At 69.6% G+C, this 21,540-nt stretch carries 26 protein-coding genes; 20 read left to right on the top strand and 6 right to left on the bottom strand.

The window, feature by feature from the left end:
• The first annotated feature begins 95 nt into the window (after positions 1-95).
• The 7 genes from VNW53_RS09845 to VNW53_RS09815 all read left to right on the top strand — a co-directional run bounded on the left by VNW53_RS09845 (position 96) and on the right by VNW53_RS09815 (position 6,936).
• Complete coding sequence (locus VNW53_RS09845) at positions 96-893, top strand: DUF1295 domain-containing protein (RefSeq protein ID WP_325555386.1); 798 nt, start codon at positions 96-98, stop codon at positions 891-893.
• A 10-nt stretch (positions 894-903) separates the two neighbouring features.
• Positions 904-1,932 carry a cyclopropane-fatty-acyl-phospholipid synthase family protein gene (locus VNW53_RS09840; protein ID WP_325555385.1) on the top strand — a complete coding sequence of 343 codons (1,029 nt, stop codon included), beginning with the start codon at positions 904-906 and terminating at the stop codon, positions 1,930-1,932.
• A gap of 150 nt (positions 1,933-2,082) precedes the next feature.
• Entirely contained in the window at positions 2,083-2,493 is a 411-nt protein-coding gene (locus tag VNW53_RS09835) for a DUF2177 family protein (protein ID WP_325555383.1), read from the top strand.
• A 74-nt stretch (positions 2,494-2,567) separates the two neighbouring features.
• Positions 2,568-3,149: a DUF1579 domain-containing protein gene (locus VNW53_RS09830; RefSeq protein ID WP_325555381.1), complete on the top strand. Its 582-nt coding sequence runs from the start codon at positions 2,568-2,570 to the stop codon at positions 3,147-3,149.
• A gap of 151 nt (positions 3,150-3,300) precedes the next feature.
• On the top strand, positions 3,301-4,902 hold the full coding sequence (locus tag VNW53_RS09825; protein WP_325555379.1) for an AMP-binding protein: 1,602 nt from the start codon (positions 3,301-3,303) through the stop codon (positions 4,900-4,902).
• A 116-nt stretch (positions 4,903-5,018) separates the two neighbouring features.
• The gene (locus VNW53_RS09820) at positions 5,019-6,197 is read left to right on the top strand and encodes a DegT/DnrJ/EryC1/StrS aminotransferase family protein (RefSeq protein WP_325555378.1); all 1,179 of its coding nucleotides are present in this window, start codon (positions 5,019-5,021) and stop codon (positions 6,195-6,197) included.
• Between the two features lie 169 nt (positions 6,198-6,366).
• Positions 6,367-6,936, top strand: coding sequence for a PEPxxWA-CTERM sorting domain-containing protein (locus VNW53_RS09815; protein WP_325555377.1), 570 nt, complete (start codon positions 6,367-6,369; stop codon positions 6,934-6,936).
• Between the two features lie 120 nt (positions 6,937-7,056).
• Here VNW53_RS09815 and VNW53_RS09810 read toward each other — a convergent pair whose 3' ends face one another.
• Both VNW53_RS09810 and VNW53_RS09805 read right to left on the bottom strand, forming a co-directional pair.
• On the bottom strand, positions 7,057-7,941 hold the full coding sequence (locus tag VNW53_RS09810; RefSeq protein WP_325555376.1) for a patatin-like phospholipase family protein: 885 nt from the start codon (positions 7,939-7,941) through the stop codon (positions 7,057-7,059).
• Between the two features lie 76 nt (positions 7,942-8,017).
• Positions 8,018-8,854 (bottom strand): sulfotransferase, encoded by an 837-nt coding sequence (locus VNW53_RS09805; protein ID WP_325555374.1) that lies wholly within the window; start codon positions 8,852-8,854, stop codon positions 8,018-8,020.
• A gap of 178 nt (positions 8,855-9,032) precedes the next feature.
• Here VNW53_RS09805 and VNW53_RS09800 point away from each other — a divergent pair, with 178 nt between their 5' ends.
• The 4 genes from VNW53_RS09800 (at position 9,033) to VNW53_RS09785 (ending at position 12,378) form a co-directional block, all read left to right on the top strand.
• Positions 9,033-9,998, top strand: coding sequence for a zinc-binding alcohol dehydrogenase family protein (locus VNW53_RS09800; protein WP_325555373.1), 966 nt, complete (start codon positions 9,033-9,035; stop codon positions 9,996-9,998).
• Positions 9,999-10,150: 152 nt separating this feature from the next.
• Entirely contained in the window at positions 10,151-10,990 is an 840-nt protein-coding gene (locus VNW53_RS09795) for an alpha/beta hydrolase (RefSeq protein ID WP_325555372.1), read from the top strand.
• A gap of 18 nt (positions 10,991-11,008) precedes the next feature.
• Entirely contained in the window at positions 11,009-11,794 is a 786-nt protein-coding gene (locus tag VNW53_RS09790; RefSeq protein WP_325555371.1) for an SDR family NAD(P)-dependent oxidoreductase, read from the top strand.
• Entirely contained in the window at positions 11,791-12,378 is a 588-nt protein-coding gene (locus tag VNW53_RS09785) for a histidine phosphatase family protein (protein ID WP_325555370.1), read from the top strand. Before VNW53_RS09790 ends, VNW53_RS09785 begins: the two co-directional genes overlap by 4 nt.
• Positions 12,379-12,384: 6 nt before the next feature.
• On the opposite strand, the gene VNW53_RS09780 is transcribed toward VNW53_RS09785, so the two are convergent.
• Positions 12,385-12,612, bottom strand: coding sequence for a hypothetical protein (locus VNW53_RS09780; protein WP_325555368.1), 228 nt, complete (start codon positions 12,610-12,612; stop codon positions 12,385-12,387).
• 121 nt (positions 12,613-12,733) lie between these two features.
• Between VNW53_RS09780 and VNW53_RS09775 the strand changes: the two genes are divergently transcribed.
• From VNW53_RS09775 to VNW53_RS09765, 3 genes are all read left to right on the top strand, one after another.
• Positions 12,734-13,480, top strand: a complete 747-nt coding sequence (locus VNW53_RS09775) for a YebC/PmpR family DNA-binding transcriptional regulator (protein ID WP_325555367.1) — start codon at positions 12,734-12,736, stop codon at positions 13,478-13,480.
• Positions 13,481-13,553: 73 nt separating this feature from the next.
• A complete protein-coding gene (locus VNW53_RS09770; RefSeq protein WP_325555366.1) occupies positions 13,554-14,828 on the top strand; it encodes a sensor histidine kinase in 1,275 nt (424 codons plus the stop codon).
• Between the two features lie 83 nt (positions 14,829-14,911).
• Positions 14,912-15,400, top strand: coding sequence for an SRPBCC family protein (locus tag VNW53_RS09765; protein ID WP_325555365.1), 489 nt, complete (start codon positions 14,912-14,914; stop codon positions 15,398-15,400).
• Between the two features lie 3 nt (positions 15,401-15,403).
• On the opposite strand, the gene VNW53_RS09760 is transcribed toward VNW53_RS09765, so the two are convergent.
• The gene (locus tag VNW53_RS09760) at positions 15,404-15,538 is read right to left on the bottom strand and encodes a hypothetical protein (protein ID WP_325555363.1); all 135 of its coding nucleotides are present in this window, start codon (positions 15,536-15,538) and stop codon (positions 15,404-15,406) included.
• A gap of 142 nt (positions 15,539-15,680) precedes the next feature.
• On the opposite strand from VNW53_RS09760, the gene VNW53_RS09755 reads away from it, so the two are divergent.
• Entirely contained in the window at positions 15,681-16,292 is a 612-nt protein-coding gene (locus VNW53_RS09755) for a DUF4142 domain-containing protein (protein ID WP_325555362.1), read from the top strand.
• A gap of 192 nt (positions 16,293-16,484) precedes the next feature.
• Here VNW53_RS09755 and VNW53_RS09750 read toward each other — a convergent pair whose 3' ends face one another.
• Both VNW53_RS09750 and VNW53_RS09745 read right to left on the bottom strand, forming a co-directional pair.
• Positions 16,485-16,850: a hypothetical protein gene (locus VNW53_RS09750; protein WP_325555361.1), complete on the bottom strand. Its 366-nt coding sequence runs from the start codon at positions 16,848-16,850 to the stop codon at positions 16,485-16,487.
• A gap of 2 nt (positions 16,851-16,852) precedes the next feature.
• Positions 16,853-17,068, bottom strand: a complete 216-nt coding sequence (locus VNW53_RS09745) for a hypothetical protein (protein ID WP_325555360.1) — start codon at positions 17,066-17,068, stop codon at positions 16,853-16,855.
• 309 nt (positions 17,069-17,377) lie between these two features.
• Between VNW53_RS09745 and VNW53_RS09740 the strand changes: the two genes are divergently transcribed.
• From VNW53_RS09740 to VNW53_RS09720, 5 genes are all read left to right on the top strand, one after another.
• Entirely contained in the window at positions 17,378-17,587 is a 210-nt protein-coding gene (locus VNW53_RS09740; protein ID WP_293371733.1) for a cold-shock protein, read from the top strand.
• A 334-nt stretch (positions 17,588-17,921) separates the two neighbouring features.
• On the top strand, positions 17,922-19,592 hold the full coding sequence (locus tag VNW53_RS09735; protein ID WP_325555358.1) for a M28 family metallopeptidase: 1,671 nt from the start codon (positions 17,922-17,924) through the stop codon (positions 19,590-19,592).
• Between the two features lie 131 nt (positions 19,593-19,723).
• On the top strand, positions 19,724-20,347 hold the full coding sequence (locus VNW53_RS09730; protein WP_325555357.1) for a hypothetical protein: 624 nt from the start codon (positions 19,724-19,726) through the stop codon (positions 20,345-20,347).
• 80 nt (positions 20,348-20,427) lie between these two features.
• Positions 20,428-21,213, top strand: coding sequence for a site-2 protease family protein (locus VNW53_RS09725; RefSeq protein WP_325555355.1), 786 nt, complete (start codon positions 20,428-20,430; stop codon positions 21,211-21,213).
• Positions 21,214-21,217: 4 nt separating this feature from the next.
• Positions 21,218-21,540, top strand: a 323-nt coding sequence (locus VNW53_RS09720) for a hypothetical protein (protein ID WP_325555354.1), incomplete at its 3' end; no start/stop codon positions are given.

The following is a 21,540-nucleotide window of genomic DNA, read 5'->3' as shown; positions in this document are numbered from 1 at the left end:
GGCGCGGCCTCATTGAGCTACGGAAGGCTTCCCCCAGCGGATGCATCCGAGCCAAGGTATGACCGCGTATGGGAAGCGTGGAAAGTGGGTCCGGCATGATCTGGGTTCTAAGCCTTGCGGTGCTCGCGGGGATGACGGTCGTGATGATCTGCGCGTGGGGGTATGGCCTGGCTCGCAGCAACGGCGGGTGGACCGACGTCTTCTGGACTTTCGGCACGGGCATAGCGCTCGCCGCCGCCGCCCTGTTCCCTCTGGAACCGGGCGCCGCGCCGCAGATGCGGCAATGGCTGGTCGCGGGCCTCGTGGCGCTCTGGGCGTTGCGGCTCGGCGGCTACCTCGCCCCGCGCGTGGCCGCCCACCCGGAGGACCCACGCTACGCCAGGTTCCGCGCCGACTGGGGCCGGGACTACGCCCGAAGGATGCTGTTCGTGACCCTGCCGCAGGCGCCGGCCTCGGCCCTCCTGGCGCTCTCGGTATTGGCGGCCGCCCGGACGCCCGGCGCGGCGCTCGCCTTCCGCGACGTCCTGGGCGTGGCGGTTTTCCTGGTCGCGCTCGGCGGCGAGGGCCTGGCCGACGCCCAGATGAAGCTCTTCAAGGCCGACCCGGGCAATGCCGGCAAAGTGGCCGACGTGGGCCTGTGGGGCTGGTCACGGCATCCCAACTACTTCTTCGAATGGCTGGCCTGGCTGGCCTATCCGGTGATCGCGCTCGACCCGGCGCGCCCGCTCACCTGGCTCAGCCTCTCGGCCCCGGTCGTCATGTTCCTGCTGCTCACCCGGGTCAGCGGCATCCCGCCGCTGGAGGAGGCCCAGCTCAGGTCGAAGGGCGAGGCCTACCGGGCCTACCAGGCCCGCGTCAGCGCCTTCTTCCCGCTCCCGCCCAAATCCGCCTAGAGGACCTTCAATGAGTTTCGTATCGACCGCCCTCCAGGCTTTCGAGGGCGCGCCCCTGCCCGACGCCGTGCGCCGGGCCGCCATCGAGTTCCTGGTCTCCGGCGCCCGCCGCCAGGCCGCCGCCGCGGGCCCCGACGCCGACGCCGTTTTCGCCCGCCAGATGGCCGAGCGGCCGATCGCCGAGCACACCGACGCGGCCAACGAACAGCACTACGAGGTCCCCGCCGACTTCTTCCTGGCCTGCCTCGGCCCCCGGCTGAAGTACTCCTCCTGCCTCTACGAACCCGGCGACACCCTGGCCCAGGCAGAGGACCGCGCGCTCGCCGAGACCTGCGCGCACGCCGACCTGCACGACGGCCAGGCGATCCTCGAACTCGGTTGCGGCTGGGGCTCGCTGTCGCTGTGGATGGCGCGGGCCTACCCAAATTCGAAAATCAGGTCGGTCTCCAACTCGGCCAGCCAGGGCGACTACATCCGCGGCCGCGCCGCCGCCGAGGGCCTGACCAACCTGGCGGTCGTCACCGCCGACATGAACGATTTCAGCCCGCCGGACGCGGGAACCTACGACCGCGTCGTCAGCGTCGAGATGTTCGAGCACATGGCCAACTGGCGCGCCCTGCTGGGCCGCGTGAAGACCTGGCTCAAGCCCGACGGGCGGCTGTTCATCCACATCTTCACCCACCGCACCGGCCCCTACCGGTTCGATGTGGAGGACGAGGCCGACTGGATCGCCCAGCATTTCTTCGCCGGCGGCGTCATGCCCAGCCACAACCTGATGCGCCAGTTCCCCGACCTCTTCGCCGTCGAGCAGGACTGGCGCTGGAGCGGGACCCACTACGAGAAGACCGCACTCCACTGGCTCGAGAACTACGACCGCAACATCGCCGCCATCCGCCCGGTGCTGAAGGCGGTCTACGGCGACAAGGCCCCGCTCTGGCACAGGCGCTGGCGGCTGTTCTTCCTGGCCACCGCCGGCCTCTTCGGCCACCGTGGGGGCGACGAATGGGGCGTCAGCCACTACCGGCTGAGGCCTGCGTAGGGATCTCAATGTCTCCGCCCCTTCCCGCTAAGGCGGGGCCCAGGTGTTTTGTGTTTCAGAGTTCGAGTTAGCGAGGCGCGGCCCATTCCTAGCGCCGCAACGGAAAAAAGCCTGGGTCCCCGCCTTCGCGGGGATGAGCGGAGTAGGACGATGCTGAAATACCTGATCGCCTACCTGGGGACCGGCGTCAGCATCGCCACACTCGACGCGGCCTACCTCACGCTGGCCGGCCAGAAGGTCTATCGCCCGACCCTCGACTATGCGCTGGCCGACAAGCCGGCCCTGCCCGCGGCCATCGTCTTCTACCTGGTCTACGTCCTGGGCGTGGTGCTACTGGCGATCCTGCCCAACAGGGACGCGGGCCTCGGCAAGACCGCCCTGACCGGCGCGATCCTGGGCGCCTTCGCCTACGCCACCTACGACCTCACCAACCAGGCGACGCTGAAGGTCTGGGCGACGCGGATCACGGTCATCGACATCTGCTGGGGCACGTTCCTGACCTTCGTGGGGGCCAGCGCCGGCTACCTCGCCTGGCGCTGGGCGGCGAAGACCTTCGGCTGACAGCGCAGGTAGCTGACAGAAGGTGTCAGCAGCCTGTCTCTAGGGTCCCGCCTGGTTCCGAAACGAGGCTCGAGATGTCCCGCCACAACCGTCCCGCCGCGGCCCTCGCCGCCGCAGTCCTCCTGGCGCCGATCCCGGCGAGCGCCCAGCCGGCGCGGGTCCCGCCGCCGGCCCAGCATGACGGCGCCCACGACTTCGACTTCCTGATCGGCGACTGGAAGGCCCACGTGAAGCGGCTGCCGGACCGGCTGGTCGGCTCCACGAGGTGGGTCGAGTACGACGGCCGCTCGAACCATCGCAAGATGTTCGGCACGAGCGCCAACCTCGAGGACTTCGAAGTCGACGACCCGAAGGACCATCTGCACATCAAGGCGCAGACCCTGCGGATCTACAATCCGACGTCCCACCAGTGGAGCATCTACGGCGTCGACATGGACTCAGGCGTCTTGGACACGCCACCGCAGGTCGGCGCGTTCGAGGGCGGCGTGGGGCGCTTCTACGCCTACGCGGACTGGAAGGGCCGCTCGGTCCTGATCCGCTACGAGTGGTCCCACACCGGCCAGGCCAAGGCTCTCATGGAGCAGGCCTTCTCCGGTGACGGCGGCAAGACCTGGGAAGTGAACTGGATCTGCGAGCTGAGCCGCGACGGGGGTTGAGTCGAAGCCGCCCAATTGTCGCCCGCCTTCTCCCGTGATTTGGTGGCGGCGAGGTCCCCGGATCGAAAGGGACGCGGATTATTTCGTCCCGTCCCCCGAGGCCCTCCAAGAGCATTCAGCGCGCCGCTTCATGAGGCGCCGGGAGGATTTGATGGAAGACGTGAAGGACCGCCAGGACCTGGCCGGGGTGAGCCTTGACGACCGGCTGGCCGAGGCGGCGACCGTGGGCATGACCCTCGCCGTCTGGGCGGACCTCAAGCCCGATGCGGTCTTCATCCATGATCCCGACGGCCGGACCCACGCCTGGGGCAAGGTCAACACCCAGGCCAACCGCATCGTGCGCCTGCTGCGCGCCAAGGGCCTGAAGGCCGGCGACGCGGTGGCCCTGGTCTGCTCCAACCGCGCGGAGTTCGTTGAGGTCCTGGCCGCGACCCAGCGCGCCGGCTGGCGGATCACCCCGGTCAACTGGCACCTGACCGCCGACGAGATCGCCTACATCGTCAAGGACTGCGAGGCCAAGGCGGTGTTCTGCGAGGCTCGCGTCGCCTCATCCGAGGCGGCGGTCGCCCAGTGCCCGGGCCTTCTGGCCAAGGTGGCTATCGGCGGCCCGATCCCGGGCTTCGAGCCCTACGACCAGATTCTCGCCGGCCTCGACGGGGCCGACATCCCCGACCCGCTGCTCGGCAACGCCATGATGTACACCTCGGGCACCACCGGGCGGCCCAAGGGCGTCTACCGCGCCCAGCCGGTGATCCCGATGCAGGGGCTCTACGCCATGCGCGGCTACGACCACGCGACCTCGGTGCAGCTCTGCGCGGGCCCGGCCTACCACGCCGCGCCCTTGGCCTTCGACGTCCGCGGCGCCATGGGCGCGGGCTGCGAGCTGGTGTTCTTCGACAAGTGGGATTCCGAGGCCATCCTCGCCGCCATCGTCGCCAAGCGCGTAACCCACATGCACATGGTCCCGATCATGTTCCAGCGGCTGCTGGCCCTGCCGGACGCGGTGAAGGCGGCCCACGACGTCGGCCACGTGAAGTACATCGTCCACGGCGCCGCGCCCTGCCCGCCGGAGGTCAAGGCCGCGATGATCGAATGGTTCGGCCCGGTGCTCAGCGAATACTACGCAGGCTCCGAGGGCGGCGCGGGCTTCGTCATCTCCTCCGAGGAATGGCTGCAGAAGCCCGGCAGCGTCGGCAAGCGCCCGGCCCTGCTCGGCTCCAAGATCCTCGACGAGAACGGCGAGGAATGCCCCACGGGCGTGCCCGGCGGCATCTACCACCAACTGCCTCCGGGCGGCGGCTTCACCTACTACAAGGACGAGGCCAAGACGCTGGCCAACCGGGTCGGCGACTACTTCACCATGGGCGACGTGGGCTACTTCGACGAGGACGGCTACCTGTTCCTCACCGGCCGCAACGCCGAGACCATCATCTCCGGCGGGGTGAACATCTACCCGCAGGAGGTCGACAACGAGCTGATCAAGCACGACGCGGTGGCCGATAGCTCCACCGTCGGCGTGCCCCACGACGAGTGGGGCGAGCAGGTCAAGGCGGTGATCATGCTCAAGGACGGCTATCAGCCCTCCGAAGAGCTGGCCCAGGAGATCCTGGCTTTCGCGCGCATGAACCTGCCGGCCTTCAAGGTCCCGCGGAGCGTCGACTTCGTGGCCGACCTGCCCCGCTCCGAAGCCGGCAAGATCCAGCGCAACAAGGTCCGCGCCCCCTACTGGGAAGGCAGGGCCAGGCAGATCTGACCTCCCCTCCCCGTCATGGGGAGGGATCGCGAAACACCGCGACACCAAGCGTGTTTTGGCTTGGCCGCCCGACGCATGGCATAGGCGCCCCGCACGTTCGCGAGAGACCTTAAGCCATGATCCCGTTCATCGACCTGCAGGCGCAGCGCAAGCGCCTCGGCCAGCCGCTCGAGGATGCGATCCTCAAGGTGGTGCGTTCGGGCGCCTACATCATGGGCCCCGAGATCGCCGAGTTCGAAGGCCAACTCGCCGCCTTCGGCCAGGCGCCCCACGCGCTCTCCTGCGGCTCGGGCACCGAGGCCCTGGTCCTGCCGCTGATGGCCTGGGGAATCGGGCCGGGCGACGCGGTCTTCTGCCCGTCCTTCACCTTCGCAGCCACGGCCGAGGCCATGCCGCTGGTGGGCGCCTCGCCGGTGTTCGTGGACATCGACCCGGAGACCTACAACCTCGACCCCGAGAGCCTGCAGGCCGCCATCGAGGCCGTGAAGCGCGAGGGCAAGCTCGTCCCCCGCGCGGTGATCGCGGTCGACCTGTTCGGCGGCCCGGCCGACTATCCGGCGATCGCCCGGGTCTGCGCCAAGCATGGCCTGAAGCTGATCGCCGACAGCGCCCAGGGCTTCGGCTGCACGCTCGCCGGCCGTCACCCGATCCACTGGGCGGACGTCGCCACCACCTCCTTCTTCCCGGCCAAGCCGCTGGGCTGCTACGGCGACGGCGGAGCGGTGCTCTCCAAGGACGCGCGGTTCCACGACCTGCTGGTCTCCCTGCGGGTCCACGGCCAGGCGGTGAAGTCGGACATCGAGGGCAAGACCTTCGAGCACGACCCGAAATACCTGAACGTCCGTATCGGGATGAATTCCCGCATGGACACCATCCAGGCCGCCGTCCTGCTGGAAAAGCTGAAGATCTTCGAGGACGAGATCGCCGCCCGGAACCGGGTCGCCGACCGCTACGCCGCGGGGCTCTCGGACCTGGTGAAGACGCCGACCGTGCTCGAGGGCGGCGTCAGCGTCTGGGCCCAGTACACCATCGAACTGCGCGATACGCCGGAGGGGGGCCGCGACAGCCTCGGACCCTACCTGCGCGAGCAGGGCGTGCCGACCGCGGTCTACTATCCGATCCCGATCCACAAGCAGGGGGTCTATTCGGTCTATCCGACCGCGCCCGGCGGCCTGCCGGTCACCGAGGCCAAGGCGGGCCGGGTCATCAGTCTGCCCATGCACCCGTACCTTTCGGAAGACGACCAGGACCAGATCGTCGCCGCCATACGCGCCTTCGTGAAGCGCAACCTTTAGTCGTTCAACAGCAATCGCGGCGCATTACGGCCACGCTTGTTCAGGATTCCCGCGCCAGGGGAATCTGCTTGTTGATAATTCATCAACCATCATTGTCGTCGCCAGATCGACCATATGTGGGGCTGACATGAAGACTCAAACTCTTCTGGCTGGCGCAGCGATGGTGCTGATGACCAGCTTTCTCGCCGGCGCGGCCGGCGCAGTCGAACTGGTGCAGAACGGCGGCTTTGAGACCGGCGACTTCACGGACTGGACCCTGACCGGGAACACCGGCGCGACCTACGTGGGCACAAGTCCCAACGCGCCGCACTCGGGCGCCTGGGCGGCCGAACTGGGCGCCGTCGGCAGCGACGACTTCATGTCCCAGGTCCTGACGACCACCGCGGGCCAAGTCTACAACCTGAGCTTCTGGCACATCTACGCGCCGAACGCCGGGCCGATCGGGAATTTCGCCGTCCTTTGGAACAACGTGGCCGTCTTCGGCCCGGTGCCCAGCCAGAGCCCGCCCACACCGCAGGTCTGGACCCAGTACAACCTTCAGGTGACCGGCACGGGTTCGGACACGCTGACGATCGAATCCCGGAACGACCCGTCCGAACAGGGCATCGATGACATCAGCGTCACCGCGGCCGTCCGCGGCGGCGTTCCGGAACCGGCCACCTGGGCCCTGCTGCTCTCGGGCTTCTTCGGCGCCGGCGCGCTCCTGCGCCGCCGCCGCGGGGCCATGGCGGCCGCCTAGACTATATCTGCAGCCCTTCCCTCCCCTCAGGTTGATCCGACCTGAGGGGCGCGGGTCCTGGTCGCGGCGCGCAAGGCTGACGGAAAGGGTCGCCCGCCGGCGGCGCCTTGGGGTTCGGCGTCAGCTCCAATAGGCGCCGACGTCCTTCGCATAGGCCAGACCCTGGGCGACGCCGGCCCTGGCCGCGCCGGGCCGCTTGCGGAAATCCATCAGGTTCAGGCCGAAGGCCTCCACGCTGGCCTCGTCCGGGGTGATGGTCAGCACCGTCGCGCCGCCGCCCTTGAGGGTCTCGATCTCTTCCTCGAAGCGCGCGGCGATCCGCTCGCCGACCACGCCGCCCCCGGCGCCGAGCCTGAGCGCAATCACCACCACCAGCTGGTGGCCGGCCGCCATGTCGGCGTTGGTGGCCGAGCGCATGCCGCCGTCGATGTAGCGCCGCCCCTTCAGCGTCACCGGCGGATAGACCCCCGGCACGCTGCAGCTCGAGGCCACCGCGCGCACCACGCCCACTCCGGAGGCCTTGGTCCACATCTTGAAGGCGCCGCTCTCGGCGTCCACCGCCGTGCAGGCGAAGCCGCGCTCCGGCCAGGCGTCGGCCGGCAGGGTCGCGAACGAGCGGCCGAAGCTCTCGATGAAGGCCTCCTCGCTCGGGGTCTGCGCCGCCAGGGCCCAGGCGCCGATTTCCGCGCGGACTTCCGCCGGATTGCGCGTGCCGCCCTGGGCCTCGGCCATCAGCTCCATCAGCTTCGACAGGTCCGCCGGCGCCGCCCGCTCGGACCCGCCCGGACGCTCGGCCGGAATTTCGTCGGCGATGATCGGATCGGCCAGGGTCGCGGCCTCCGCCCCCAGCGCCAGCCGCGCGCCCACGAAGGAGCCGGCCGAGGTGCCCAGGGTGAAGTCCGCCTGGCCGAGGTCGACGCCCCCTTGCGCCAGGCCCGCGATCAGCCCGCTCTCCCAGGCGATCCCCACGGGCCCGCCGCCCCCAAGCACCAGCGCCCGCGTCATGGCTTCTCCTCGCCCCGGCTTTCGGCGGGAGCATCGGCGCGCCGCCGCCATCTGTCCACGGGCGTGATGGAGGCCGTCAGGCCGCGAACCGCTTTCGTTCCATCCACTCGCCGCAGCTTTCGGAGATGTGGGCCGCCGCCTCCGCATCGAGGCGCGCCTTCCAGTCGCCGACGACGCCCTTGCGCAGGAAGGAGGAGGGGTCCTCGTCGCCCGGCGGCCGGCCGGACAGGGCCTCGAAGCTGGTCGCCGCGGCGATCTGCGCCATCAACACCCGGTCGGTCGGCGCGCCCAGGAAGCCGAACAGCCGCTCGGCCTCGCCGATCGGGTTGGCATGCAGGTCGCGATAGATCACTTCGTGCACCAGCGACGGATGCGACCGCGCGAAGGCGTCGACCGCGGTCACGGCCTCCAGCCACAGCTTCACCGCCTGGGCGATGACCTGCCGGTTCTGGTCCGCGCCCGGTTCGAACGCCTCGGCAAACCCGGCGCGCCGGTTGTGGCCCATGCTGGACACGGCGACGTCGCGGGGGTCGCGGACGATGTGGATGATCTTGGCCGCCGGGAACAGCCGGTGCAGCACGCCCAGGTATCGGGTGTAGCTGGGGGTCTTGTCGCCGATCCATCGGGTCTGGCCGTCGGCCCGGGCGCCGAGCCTGCGCAGCACGAAGGCGCGCACGATCTCGTCGAACTCGGCTTGGTCCACGCCGTCGTAGTAGGGCCGGCCCTCGTAGACCTGCCTCGCCTCCACCGACAGCGCCACGTTGTAGTCGTTGACCACCTTGGCCGCGGGAATGCTGAAACGGCTGATGAAATGGCCCTCGCCGGAGCAGCAGACCTCCGGGTGCGCGTCCAGGACACGCTGCAGCCAGGTGGTCCCCGACTTCGGAGCCCCACAGACAAAGAAGACGTTCACGTACGAGGAGCCCCGACCGATTCGAGGCATAATGAGAGCATAAAGATTGCGAGAATCTCAACCCTGACGCGACACTGCCAGGCGGCCGGGACGGCATCCTGCGAACCCTTGCCTTGCGCGCCTCGCGCCCTCGTGGGATGCCTTCCGTCAAACATCTGTTTGGATGGGAAACGCCACGATGAAGGCTGCGGTCTACTACGAGAACGGCGGTCCCGAGGTCTTCCGCTACGAAGACGTCCCGGACCCGGAATGCCATCGCAAGGGCATCGTCATCCGCGTCGAGGCGGTGTCCATTGAGGGCGGCGACACGCTCAACCGCTTCCGCGGCGCCCTCGCTGCCAAGCCGCACATCGTGGGCTATCAGGCCGCCGGCGAGGTCGTCGCGGTCGGCGACGAGGTCGACAACATCAAGCTCGGCGACAAGGTGGTCACCACCGGCGCCTTCGGCAGCCACGCCGAGCTGCGCGCGGTGGCCGCCCGGACCGCCTGGGTCATCCCGCCCGGCATGGACGTGCGCCTGGCCGCCGCCATCCCCGTGCCCTTCGGCACCGCGCACGACTGCCTGTTCGAATTCGGCCGCATGAAGAAGGGCGAGATCGTCCTGGTGCAGGCGGGCGCCTCGGGCGTCGGCGTGGCCGCGATCCAGCTCGCCGCGCGGGCCGGGGCCGCGATGGTGCTCGCCACCGCCTCCTCCGACGAGCGCCTGGAAAAGCTCAAGCCCTACGGCCTCACCCACGGCATCAACTATCAGCGCGACGACGTGGTGAACGAGGTCGCCCGCCTGACCGACAAGCACATGGCCGACGTGATCGTCGATCCCGTCGGCGGCCCCACCCTGCAGACCTCGATCCTGTCGCTGGCCTACCGCGGCCGGGTCTCCATGGTCGGCCAGGCGGGGCGCGAGCCGATGAAGGTCGACGTGGGCACGATGATGGGCGGCAACCGCAGCCTTTCCGGGGTATTCCTGGGCGCCGAGATCGCCACCGACCGCGTGCACGACACCATCCAGCAGTTGATCCAGGACGTCGCCGACGGGACCCTGAAAGTGCTGATCGACCGCACCTTCTCCCTGAAGGACGCCGCCGAGGCCCACCGCTACATCGAAAGCCGCCAGGCGGTCGGCAGAGTGCTCTTGATTCCGTAGTTCGCGCTGTCATCCCGGAAAGTGCTCAGCGCCTATCCGGGACCCATAAACACGAAGCTCTCCAGCGATCCGCCGCCCATCGGAGTCTATGGGTCCCGGCTCTCCGCTTCGCTGCGGCCGGGATGACACTGGAGAGGCGAAGGAGGTTGGATATGCCCCGCGCCCACAACGGCCCTGTCGAGATCGAGTATCAGAGCTTCGGCGATGACCGGCCGGAGACGATCCTGCTGGTCAATGGCCTGGGCTCGCAGATGACCCGCTGGCCCGAGGCCTTTTGCGCGAAGCTGGTCGCCAAGGGCTACCGCGCCATCCGCTTCGACAACCGCGACACCGGCCTCTCTGCGTGGCCGGGCGAGGCCTACACGCTGAAGGACATGGCCAACGACGGCATCGCCGTGCTCGACGCGGCGGGCGTGCGCCAGGCCCATGTCGCCGGGGTCTCCATGGGCGGGATGATCGTCCAGCGCATGGCGCTCGACCATCCGCATCGGATCCTGTCCATGACCTCGATCATGTCCACCACCGGGGCGCCCGAGGCCTTCAGGTCGACGCCCGAGGCGGCCGCGGTGCTCAACGTCCCGCCGCCGGACCCGAAGGCCGACTTCGAGGCCTATGTCGCCGACCGCATGGCCAACGCCCGCACCATCGGCAGCCCGAAATATCCCTGGACCGACGAAGAGAACCGCGCCCGGGTGATCGCCGAGCACAGCCGCGCCTACAATCCCCCCGGCGTCGCCCGCCAGATGGCCGCCGTCCGCGCCGACGGCGACCGCACCGCCGCCCTGAAGGGCCTGAAGCTGCCGGTCGTCGTCCTGCACGGCGAGGACGACCCCCTGCTGATGAAGGTGGGCGGCGAGGCCACCGCCGCGGCCATTCCCGGCGCGGAGCTGCGGATCGTTCCGGGGATGGGCCACGACTTGCCGCCCGGCCTCTACGACATCTTCGTCGACGCCATCGCCGCCGCGGCCCGCCGCGCCAAAACCCCCGCCTAAGAGATCGAAGGAACACCCATGGGACGCCTCCAGGGCCGCACGGCCGTCATCACCGGCGCGGGCAGCGGCATCGGCCGCGCCGCCAGCCTGCTGTTCGCCCGCGAGGGCGCGCGCCTGGTCTGCGTCGACCGCGCCGACAGCGTCGCCGAGACCGCGGCCATGGTCGGCCAGGCCGGCGGCAAGGCGGTCGCCCTGCAAGGCGACGCCGGCGACGACGCCTTCGTGAAATCCTACATCGACCGCGCCCAGGCCGAGTTCGGAACGCTGGATGTGGTGTGGGCCAACGCGGGCGTGTCCGGCGGCTGGACGCCGCTGCACGAGCAGACCGCCGACTACTGGGCCGAGATCCTGCGGGTGAACCTGATCGGCGCCTTCCTGGCCGTGAAGTACGCCTCGATCCCGATGATCGCCGCCGGCAAGGGCTCGATCATCTGCACCGCCTCGGTGGCCGGCATCCGCTCCGGCGCCGGCGGCCCGGCCTATTCGGCGTCGAAGGCCGGCGTCATCAGCCTCGCCCAGACCTCGGCCAACGAGTTCTACGGGACAGGCGTGAGGGTCAACGCCATCGCGCCCGGCCTGATCGAGACCGGCATGACCAAGCCGATCTTCGACGGCGCCCGGGCGCGCGGCAACGAGGACAAGATCGGCCAGCTCAACCCGCTGACCCGCTACGGCGTCCCCGACGAGATCGCCCATGCCGGCCTGTTCCTGGCCAGCGACGAGGCGTCCTATATCAACGGCCAGACCCTCGCCGTCGACGGAGGCCTGTCGACCTCGCACCCCGTGGTGCGCCGCAAGCGATGATCTACCTGGTTCGGCATGGCCAGACCGAGTTCAACCACGAGCGCCGCATCCAGGGCCATGTCGACTCGCCGCTCACCGAGCTTGGCGTGCGCCAGGCCAGGGCGGTGGGCCGGCTGCTGGCCGACCTGATCCGCGAGCCCGAAGGCTGGCGGATCGTCTCCAGCCCGCTGGGCCGCGCCCGCTCCACCGCCGAGATCGTCTCGCAGGCGCTGGGCGGCCTGCCGGTGGAGCTCGACGAGCGGCTCAAGGAGATGAGCTGGGGCGCCCACGACGGCCGCCTGCGCGCCGAGCTCGAGGCCGAGCACCCGGAGACCTTCGGCAGGACCGGCTGGGCCTTCGACGCGGCCACGGGGGAGAGCTACGAGGACGTCGCGGCCCGGGTCGGCGACTGGCTGGCCGGCCTGCCGCCGGAGCCGGAACGCAAGGTCATCGCCGTCAGCCACGGCATCTCCGGGCGCGTCCTGCGCGGGCTATACGCCGACCTGCCCCGCGACCTCGCCGGCCAGCAGGACGTGCCCCAGGACGCGGTCTTCCTGCTTCAGCACGGCGGCGTCGGCCGCATCGATTGCGAACCGATGGCGTAGCGGTGTCTACCGGCGCCGGCCCGGCGCCGCGATCTCGCGCTCGGGTCCCAGCCAGCCAACCAGCGCCAGGACAGCCAGGGTCCCCGCCACGCCCAGGACGAAACCGCTCGCCACGGCGATGGAGACGCCCGCCGGGCCGGCGGTCAGGGGCCTTGGCTCCATCCAATGCACCAGTTCCCCGTCAGGAGCCGGTTGCTCGAGGTCTTCCAAGTCCGCGACGACCTGTTCGCTCATGGCCAAGCCTCCCGCTGGCGGTCCACTGAGGCAAACCCGCGCACATGGCAGGGGTTCCGAAGCGCGGGCGTGAAGGATAGAACCGCTGTTCTTTCCACTCCCGATCGACCGCAAGCGGACCATGGCCGGACATTCCAAGTTCAAGAACATCATGCACCGCAAGGGCCGCGCGGACTCCGCACGCTCCAAGCTGTTCTCCAAGCTCTCCCGCGAGATCACCGTGGCCGCCAAGGCCGGCCTGCCCGACCCGGCGATGAACGCGCGGCTGCGGCTGGCGGTGAACAACGCCAAGGCCGAGTCCCTGCCCAAGGACGTCATCGACCGCGCCATCAAGAAGGCCAGCGGCGGCGAGGCCGAGGCCTATGAGGAGATCCGCTACGAGGGCTTCGGCCCCGGCGGGGTCGGCGTCATCGTCGAGGTGCTGACCGACAACCGGAACCGTTCGGCCGCCTCGGTGCGCTCCACCTTCTCGAAATACGGCGGCAACCTCGGGGAGACCGGCTCGGTCTCCTTCATGTGGGACCGGGTCGGCCAGATCAGCTACGGGCCCGAGGCCGGGTCGGAGGACAAGGTCATGGAAGCCGCCATCGAGGCCGGCGCCGAGGACGTGGAATCCGACGAGGACGGCCACACCGTCTACACCGCCTTCGCCGACCTCTCCGACGTGGCCGCGGCGCTGGAGGCGGCGCTGGGTCCCGCCAAGGCCACAGCCATCGCCTGGCGGCCCAAGGCGCGCACGCCGGTCAGCGGCGACTCCGCGGCCACGCTGATGAAGCTCCTGGAGACCCTGGACGACGACGACGACGTCCAGAACGTCTATTCCAACGAAGACATCGACGCGGCCGAACTTGAAACCCTCGCCGGCTGACCTCAGCGCAAACGACCGTCAGCGCCTCCGCTCCGAGCGGTCCTTCAACAGGCTCGTCGTCGGCGCGGTGGCGGTGGGATTCCTCACCCTCGTGGCGGTGGGCGCGCTGGCGGCCTCGGTGCTGGCGAAGAACTTCAACTTCACCGGCCTGGTGGCGCACACCTACCAGGTCGAATCCGCCATCTCCGACTTCCGCATCCTCGACGAGCGGATCGAGACGGCCCGCCGCGGCTACCTGCTCTCCCGCGACGAGCGCTTCGTCGCGGGCGTGCAGACGGTGCGGGGCCAGATCGAGGCCGCGGTCGGCCGCATCCAGGGGCTGACGGTCGACAACCCCGTCCAGCAGGCCAACGTCGCGGCGCTGCACAAGCTTCTGAACCAGCAGATCCAGGCCATCGACGTCTCCATCGCCTTCGCCCGCGGCGGCGCCAACGACAGCTCGGCCTTCTACGAAGACACCGCCGTGGCCAGCACCCGGGCGATCCGCGCCGAGACCGACCGCATGCTGGCCGAGGAACGCCAGAAGCTGGCCGTGCGCGACCGGGCCCGCCGGGCCTCGATCGACCGCCTGGTCGAGATCGCCACCGCCGCGGGATTCCTGCTCCTCGCCGTCGGCGCCGGCTCGGTGCTGGTGATCCTGCGCTACACCCGCGACCTCACCGCCTCGCGCGCCGAACTCAGCGCGCTCAACCGCGACCTCGAGGCCCAGGTCGCCACCCGCACCGCGGACCTGTCCACCACCAACGCCCGCCTGGAGACCCTGCTGCGCGAGGTCAACCACCGCGTCGCCAACAGCCTGCAGTTGGTCTCGGCCTTCGTGCAGATGCAGGCCTCGGCCACCGACGGCGACGCCCGCGCGGCGCTGAAGGACACCCAGCGGCGCATCGAGGCGATCATCCAGGTCCACCGCCGGCTCTATTCGTCGGGCGACGTGGAGTCGGTGGACATGCGCGAATACCTGGCCGCCCTGGTGCGCGAGCTGCAGGACACGCTTTCCTCCGCCGCCTCGCCGCGCGGGCTCAGCCTGGTGGCCGACCCGGTGCGGCTGGCCACCGACCAGGCCGTGTCGGTGGGGGTGATCGTCAACGAGCTGGTCACCAACGCCTGCAAATACGCCTACGGGCGTGACGAGGCCGGCGAGGTCCGCATCCATCTGGTCGACGCCGGCGAGGGGCTGACGCTGACCGTGGAGGACGACGGCGGGGGCCTTTCCAGCGGCGGCGCGGTCCGGGGCACGGGCCTGGGCGGCCGGCTGATCAAGGCCATGGCCGCCAGCCTCAATTCCGAGGTGCTCTACGACCCGGCCCATTCCGGCGTGCGCGCCTCGCTCCGCCTGCCGGCGGCCTGAAAACCCGCGCCCAGGCCCCTTGGCTTCCGCCACGTCGCATGGGCACAGTCGCGAACGACCAACAAACGAGGGGGAAACTCAAGATGCACCTGAAGATCGCCGCCGCCGCGCTCGCCGGCCTCACGCTCTGCGCCGGCGCCGCCCGCGCCACCGACTTCGTGACCATTCCGCTGGAGACCACCATCAACGCCCCGGCCGATGCGGCCTGGAAGAAGATCAGCGGCTACTGCCTGATCGGGACCTGGTTCAAGACCACCTGCACGATCACCGCGGGCGTCGATGGCCAAGTGGGCTCGGTGCGCACCATCGCCGGCCGCGTCGAGGAGCTGCTCGTCGCCAAGACCGCCTGGTCCTACACCTACTCCCAGCCGAAATCGCCGATCGACTACCACGGCACGGTGGAGATCCAGCCGATCGACAAGGGCCATTCCAGGCTGCTCTACACCCTGGTCTACGACGCCGACGCCCTGCCCAAGCACGAGGCTGCGGACAAGGCCGCCGACAAGGATCGCCGGACCAAGCAGTTCACCGGGCTGGTGGCCACCATGAAGACGGTGGCCGAGACCAAATAGGGTCTAGCGCCGCCCCAGGAACGTGGCGGCGGCGTAGATCGCCACCAGGACCAGCAGGCCGATCACCATGGCGCGGCCCACCAGCTTGCGCCGTGCGGCCTCTCGGTCGGCGGACGGATCGTCGGGGATGTCGTTCATGCCCGGCGATCAGCCTCGCCGCGCGCGCCGCGTCAAGCGCGGCGGGCCTCGACCCACTTCGGGTGGCGCCTAACGCGGTTCGGAACCAAGCCCCGCAGCGCGACTTTTGTCTCCCACACAATCTACCGGGAGACGCAACGCCATGAAACACGCCCTGCTCTTAAGCGCCGCGGCGGTGGCCGCCCTTTCGCTGGCGGCCTGCAACAAGCCCGCGAGCACGACGGCCTCCGACACCACGGTCGCCGCCGGCCAGGCGGTGAACAAGGCCGAGGACGCCACCGGCGCCGCGGTCGGCGCGACCTCGGCCAACACCCTGGGCCCGCACGACACGGCCGCCTTCGTGTCCAACGCCAGCCAGTCGGACATGTACGAGATCCAGGCGGCCCAGATCGCCGAGAAGAAGTCGAAGAACCCCGACATCAAGGCCTTCGCCAGGATGATGGTGAAGGACCACACGGCCAGCTCCAAGGCGATGGCGCCCCTGGCCCAGGCCGCCGGCCAGACGCCGGCCGCCGACCTCGACAACCGCCGCCACGGCTTCATCGACCACCTGAACGCCGCCCCCGACGCCGACTTCGACAAGGTCTACGCCGACCAGCAGGTCGCCGCCCACAAGGAGGCGCTCGACCTCCTCAACGGCTACGCCAAGGACGGCCCCGACCCCGGCCTGAAGGACGCCGCGGCCAAACTCGCGCCGACGGTGCAGGCGCACCTCGACAAGATCACCGCCATCCAGGCGTCCCTGAAGAAGTAGGGCTTAACGCTACTCGCCTCTCCCCCGGCGAAGCCGAGAGGGAGAGGGTAGGGAGAGGGCGGCTCGTCACGATGTGAGCCGCCGCGGATCGGCAAGGACCCGACCTCCGTAGACGATGGAAGGAGCGAGGCTGCATGTCCTGCGCCGCCCTCTCCCTCTCTCGCGCGGCTCGGGGAGAGGCATTCGCGCGCCCTACTCCGCCGTGGCGGGAACGGCGACCTTCTTGACCGCCTTCTTGCGCGTCGCCTTGACCTTGGCGGGCGGGCCGGCGGCGGCTGCGCCGCGGACGAAGCTGGTGTCGCCGCGGTCCAGGTTCGACTGCACGACCCCGCCGGCTTCCACCGCCACGCCCAGGTAGTGCATGCCGTCGGCGCCGAAGCTGATATCGGCCGTGGCGACCTTCGGGTCGCGCTTCAGCTCGGAGACGTCGCGCAGGGTCATGCGCAGCGTCATGTCCTTGCGCGCGACGCCGTCGGCCTCGGCGGTCTCGATCGCCAGGCGGGCTTCTTCAGCGGCGGAGCCGCGGCGGCGGGCGGGTTTTTCGTGTGAGCTGTTCATTCTCAGGCGTCCGCAAAGAAGCCGTGTTCGCCGCTCACCCGCACCTGGCAGGGACGCCCGGCGTCCTGCAGCGCGCGGGCGCGCTTGTTGGCGGCGGCCTTGGCTTCTTCCTTCTCACCGGTGTGGTCGGAGAAGATCCCCAGGTGCTCGACCGCCCAGCGGCCTTCATGTCGCGCCACGGTAAGGGTTTCGCGTTCAGCCGCGCCACGAATGGCCATGGTGGGAAGATCCTTCTAAGCACGGCGCGCGCGCCGCGAGCCCGGGACGGTTGTGGGAGGGCAGGAAACAAGTTTTATACATGTAAACGCCCGCCACGTCTCGTCTTATCCGCCAGATCCGGGCGAATTTCCTTGCATTTGACGCAAAACAATGGGACATGGCGGCATCGAATATCGTTTTGGCTCGCCCGCTCTCCACCCCCGATTTTCCAATCGGGCGCCGGAACCGCCCTCGACCCTCTCCGAAAATTTGATCTCGCCGCCTATCGTGGGCGCGTGAATACTTAAGACCCGGAAGGGGATACTGATATGGCGACTGGTGTCGTGAAGTGGTTCAACGGCCAAAAAGGCTTTGGTTTCATTCAGCCGGATGACGGCGGTCAAGACGTGTTCGTGCACATCTCCGCCGTCGAGCGGGCGAACATGTCCTCGCTGAACGAGGGTCAAAAGATCAGCTACGAGCTGGAAAAGGACCCCCGCAACGGCAAGACGTCCGCGGGCCAGCTGCAAAGCGCCTAAGGACCGACGCCGGCTCCCTCGGGGGCCGCGGAAACGAATTGGGCCGGCGCTGCGAAGCGCCGGCCCTTTTCTTTTATGGGCGCCCCACAACCCGTGTCATCCCGGAAGTCGCGCAGCGGCTGTCCGGGATGGCAGCTTTGGGAGATCCGAGACGGGCATCCTTCAGGATGCCGCCGGCCCTTCTATCTCATGGTCAGATGCGAGCTTGGCGGTTTGGGCAAGTCAAGGACGCGCCCCTGGCGCGCCGCCACGCGGGCGGCCTATGGCCGCTCCTTGAGTTGCCCAAACCGCCAAGCAGACTGGCAGCCATGAGATTTATGGCTAGGGTTGCGCCATGCGCATCCCTTCACTCGCCTTAGCCGCCGCCCTGACGGCTTTTTCGGCTTCCGCCCAGACCAAAGTCGACTCCGGCCCAATCTCCCCGGCCCGCCTCTCCGCCGACGTCAAAGTCCTCGCCGATAGCAAGCTCGCCGGCCGCGCGCCGGGCGGTCCCGGCGAGGCCGGAACCCTCGCCTACATCGAGAGCCAGTTCAAAGCCGCGGGCCTCACACCCGCCGGCGACAAGGGCGGCTGGACCCAGGCCGTGCCGCTGATCCGCTTCGAGGTCGACCCTGCGGCCACCCACTTTGCGCTCACCGCCGGCGGCAGGACCCGCGACCTCGCCGAGACCAGGGACGTCATGGTCTGGACCCAGCGCCCGGTCGCCCGCGTGCAGCTCAAGGACGCGCCCCTGGTCTTCGTCGGCTACGGCGTCACCGCGCCGGAGCGCAAGTGGGACGACTTCAAGGGCGTCGACCTGAAGGGCAAGATCGCCGTCGTCCTGATCAACGACCCCGACTTCGAGGCGGCCGCCACCGAACCGGTGGCCGGCAAGTTCGGCGGCAAGGCGGCGACCTACTACGGCCGCTGGATCTACAAGTTCGAGGAGGCCGCCCGCCGGGGCGCGCTCGGCTGCCTGATCGTCCACGAGACCGCCGGGGCCGCCTATCCCTGGTCCACCGTCGTGGCTTCCAACGGCGACAGCTACGACGTGGTCCGCGCCGACCCGGCCAGGGTCCACCCCCTGATGCAGGGCTGGATCCAGCGCGACCTGGCCGTGGAGCTCTTCAAACAGGCCGGCCTCGACTTCGAGGCCGAGAAGGTCCGCGCCCGCACCTACGGTTTCAAGCCGGTGGAGCTGAAGGGCGCCGGCTTTTCCGCCGACTTCCCCGTCAAGACCGCCCGCCTGACCAGCCACAACGTCCTGGCTCAGATCCCCGGCGCGGTCCGGCCCCAGGAAAGCGTCATGTTCGGCGCCCACTGGGACGCCTTCGGGCAAGGTCCTCCCGACGCCTCCGGCGACACCGTGCGCCATGGCGCGGCCGACGACGGCATCGGCGTGGCCGGGGTGCTGGAGATCGCGCGCGCCTTCGCCAAGGGCCCGAAGCCCGAGCGCACTGTGCTCTTCGGCGTCTGGACCGCTGAGGAGCGCGGCCTTTTGGGCAGCGAATACTACGCCGCGCACCCGAAGCTCCCGCTGGCCACCACCGCCGGCGACTTCACCATGGACGTGGTCGAGACCGCCGGGCCCAGCCATGACCTCGTGCTGGTGGGCTCGGGCAAGGACAGCCTCGAGGGCGACATGGCCAAGGCCGCCCAGCGCCAGCACCGCACCATCACCCCGGACCCGCACCCGGAGAAGGCGCTGTTCTACCGCGCCGACCACTTCAGCGTCGCCAAGCGCGGGGTGCCGACGGTGCTGATCATGGGCATGGCCGGCGGCCCCGACCTGGTCGAGGGCGGCCGCGAGGCCGGTGAGCGCTGGGTCAACGACTACACCGCCAAGTGCTACCACCAGGTCTGCGACGACTGGAGCGCCGCCTGGGACCTGCGCGGCGCGGCCCAGGACGTCGACCTGCTCTACGAGGTCGGCCGGTCCCTCGCCAACTCCAGCCGCTGGCCGACCTGGAACCCCGACTCCGAGTTCAAGGCCGCGCGGGCCGCGACCGCAGCGATGCGGAAGTAGGCGGCCGCTCGAAAAACCTCCCCCGCACGCGGGGAGGTTTCTGTCGCCACGCCACGTTGACGCCCATGGTCATGGGTCCTATCTGCCCGGAACGGGGATCGGTTTTGAACCGCCGGCAAAGGGAAACGCCCATGAACAAGTCCGCCGCCCAGATGTTCGGCGCCGTGGCGCTGGCCGCGCTCGCCCTTTCCGCCACGGCCCCGCCCGCCGCCGCCCAGACCCCGCCGACGCCCACAGTGGTGCGCGGCACGGTGACGGCCATGAGCCCCGCCTCGCTGACGGTGAAGACCGACAAGGGGCCGCAGGTCGTGGCCCTGACCCCCACCTGGAGCGTCGCGGTGATGAAGCCGGTGGCCATCGACGCCATCCAGGCCGGCAGCTTCATCGGCACCGCCGAAATGCCCAAGGCCGACGGCACGGGGGTGAGCCTGGAAGTCCACGTCTTCCCGCCCGGCGTGAAGATGGGCGAGGGCCACTACGGCTGGGACCTGAAGCCCGGCTCGATGATGACCAACGGCACGGTCGGCACGGTCGTCGCCGGCAAGAAGGGCTCGCGGGAATTGGACGTGAACTACTCCTACGGCAAGCGCCACATCACGGTCCCGGCGAACGTGCCCGTGGTGCAGATCAGCCCGGGGACGCGTGAGATACTGAAGGTCGGCGCGCCGGTCTTCATGAAGGTCGACAAGACCTCGACCGGCCTGGTCGCCGGTTCGGTCTCGATCGGGGAAAACGGCGCCAAGCCGCCGATGTAGTTCTGGATTCCAACCCAGCCGCGGCGTTGAATTTCTTACGACCAAAAGGGTAGGCGCCTGAGCCGTGCTATGCGGTCCCTGTGACCGACACCGCCGCCTCCCCGCCCGCCCTCGCCAAGCCCAACCCGTTCGTCGGGCCGGCGATCCTGGTTGTCTGGCTGGCGCTGGGCGCGCTGGTCGTCGCCCGGCCCAGCGGGCTCGCGGTCTTCGCCTTCGTGATGGTGGGCTGGATCCTGTCGGTGATGGCCCACGAGTTCAGCCACGCCGCGACGGCCTGGCTGGGCGGCGACCGCACGGTGGCCGAGAAGGGCTACCTGTCCTTCGATCCGCGCCGCTACGGCGACCTGGGCGTCAGCCTGGTGATCCCGCTGCTGGCGCTGGCCATGGGCGGCGTCGGCTTTCCCGGCGGGGCGGTCTACATCCGCAACGACCTGATCCGCAGCCGGCTGTGGCGCGCCGCGGCCTCGCTGGCGGGGCCGGCGGCGACGCTGGCTATGCTGCTGGCGATCGCCTTCGGCCTGATCGCCTGGGCCAAGGCCGGCGTCTCGGGCGCGGGGCCGCTGGCCCTCTTCGAGGCCCTGACGGTGCTGGGCTTCCTGCAGGCCATGGGGCTGATCCTCAACCTGCTGCCGATCCCCGGTCTCGACGGGTTCGGCGCGATCCGCCCGTTCCTGCCGGCCCGCCTGGCGCCGCACATCAACAAAGCGGAGGGCCTGGTCATGATCGGCCTGCTTCTGGTGATCTTCTGGGTTCCAGGCGCGAGCGCCGTCCTGTTCCGCGCCGCGGCGACGCTCAGCTTCACCCTCGGCCTGGACCTCGACGCCCTTCAGGGCGGCTGGGCGGCCTTCCACTTCTGGCGGCGATAGGCCGATGCGCGGGCCGCTGACCCTCGCCTTCCTGGCGCTGCTCGCAGGCCCGGCCCTGGCCGCCGGTCCCCGCCTCACCGAGCCCCAGGTCCGCGCCCTGGCCGCGCGCCAGTCGCACGCCTGGAACGCCGGCGACCTGGCGGCCTATTTCGCCACCTTCGCCCCCGCCGCGCGGTTCACCGACCAGGCGCTCGGCAACGACAACCGGATCGCCCCCTACGGCGTCAGCACGCTCGCCCAGGCCCGCGCCCAGAGCCGCAAGACCCTGGCCCGCGGCAAGGTCCGCGAGACCGCGACCCTCACGGCCGTATCGGTGTCTCCCGACGG

It is taken from the genome of Phenylobacterium sp. (assembly GCF_035569475.1).
Classification (GTDB): domain Bacteria; phylum Pseudomonadota; class Alphaproteobacteria; order Caulobacterales; family Caulobacteraceae; genus Phenylobacterium.
The sequence above is the reverse complement of the archived record's forward strand: the minus strand, read 5'-3'. Positions and strand labels throughout refer to the sequence as shown.

Bases quoted from the DNA above. Each gene is read 5' to 3' on its own strand.
- VNW53_RS09765 (WP_325555365.1), top strand. From the start codon at position 14,912: ATGCACCTGAAGATCGCCGCCGCCGCGCTCGCCGGCCTCACGCTCTGC.
- VNW53_RS09800 (WP_325555373.1), top strand. From the start codon at position 9,033: ATGAAGGCTGCGGTCTACTACGAGAACGGCGGTCCCGAGGTCTTCCGC.
- VNW53_RS09755 (WP_325555362.1), top strand. From the start codon at position 15,681: ATGAAACACGCCCTGCTCTTAAGCGCCGCGGCGGTGGCCGCCCTTTCG.
- VNW53_RS09745 (WP_325555360.1), bottom strand. From the start codon at position 17,068: ATGGCCATTCGTGGCGCGGCTGAACGCGAAACCCTTACCGTGGCGCGA.
- VNW53_RS09750 (WP_325555361.1), bottom strand. From the start codon at position 16,850: ATGAACAGCTCACACGAAAAACCCGCCCGCCGCCGCGGCTCCGCCGCT.
- VNW53_RS09780 (WP_325555368.1), bottom strand. From the start codon at position 12,612: ATGAGCGAACAGGTCGTCGCGGACTTGGAAGACCTCGAGCAACCGGCT.
- VNW53_RS09810 (WP_325555376.1), bottom strand. From the start codon at position 7,941: ATGACGCGGGCGCTGGTGCTTGGGGGCGGCGGGCCCGTGGGGATCGCC.
- VNW53_RS09815 (WP_325555377.1), top strand. From the start codon at position 6,367: ATGACCAGCTTTCTCGCCGGCGCGGCCGGCGCAGTCGAACTGGTGCAG.
- VNW53_RS09775 (WP_325555367.1), top strand. From the start codon at position 12,734: ATGGCCGGACATTCCAAGTTCAAGAACATCATGCACCGCAAGGGCCGC.
- VNW53_RS09760 (WP_325555363.1), bottom strand. From the start codon at position 15,538: ATGAACGACATCCCCGACGATCCGTCCGCCGACCGAGAGGCCGCACGG.
- VNW53_RS09735 (WP_325555358.1), top strand. From the start codon at position 17,922: ATGCGCATCCCTTCACTCGCCTTAGCCGCCGCCCTGACGGCTTTTTCG.
- VNW53_RS09835 (WP_325555383.1), top strand. From the start codon at position 2,083: ATGCTGAAATACCTGATCGCCTACCTGGGGACCGGCGTCAGCATCGCC.
- VNW53_RS09795 (WP_325555372.1), top strand. From the start codon at position 10,151: ATGCCCCGCGCCCACAACGGCCCTGTCGAGATCGAGTATCAGAGCTTC.
- VNW53_RS09785 (WP_325555370.1), top strand. From the start codon at position 11,791: ATGATCTACCTGGTTCGGCATGGCCAGACCGAGTTCAACCACGAGCGC.
- VNW53_RS09740 (WP_293371733.1), top strand. From the start codon at position 17,378: ATGGCGACTGGTGTCGTGAAGTGGTTCAACGGCCAAAAAGGCTTTGGT.
- VNW53_RS09830 (WP_325555381.1), top strand. From the start codon at position 2,568: ATGTCCCGCCACAACCGTCCCGCCGCGGCCCTCGCCGCCGCAGTCCTC.
- VNW53_RS09840 (WP_325555385.1), top strand. From the start codon at position 904: ATGAGTTTCGTATCGACCGCCCTCCAGGCTTTCGAGGGCGCGCCCCTG.
- VNW53_RS09730 (WP_325555357.1), top strand. From the start codon at position 19,724: ATGAACAAGTCCGCCGCCCAGATGTTCGGCGCCGTGGCGCTGGCCGCG.
- VNW53_RS09790 (WP_325555371.1), top strand. From the start codon at position 11,009: ATGGGACGCCTCCAGGGCCGCACGGCCGTCATCACCGGCGCGGGCAGC.
- VNW53_RS09825 (WP_325555379.1), top strand. From the start codon at position 3,301: ATGGAAGACGTGAAGGACCGCCAGGACCTGGCCGGGGTGAGCCTTGAC.
- VNW53_RS09820 (WP_325555378.1), top strand. From the start codon at position 5,019: ATGATCCCGTTCATCGACCTGCAGGCGCAGCGCAAGCGCCTCGGCCAG.
- VNW53_RS09845 (WP_325555386.1), top strand. From the start codon at position 96: ATGATCTGGGTTCTAAGCCTTGCGGTGCTCGCGGGGATGACGGTCGTG.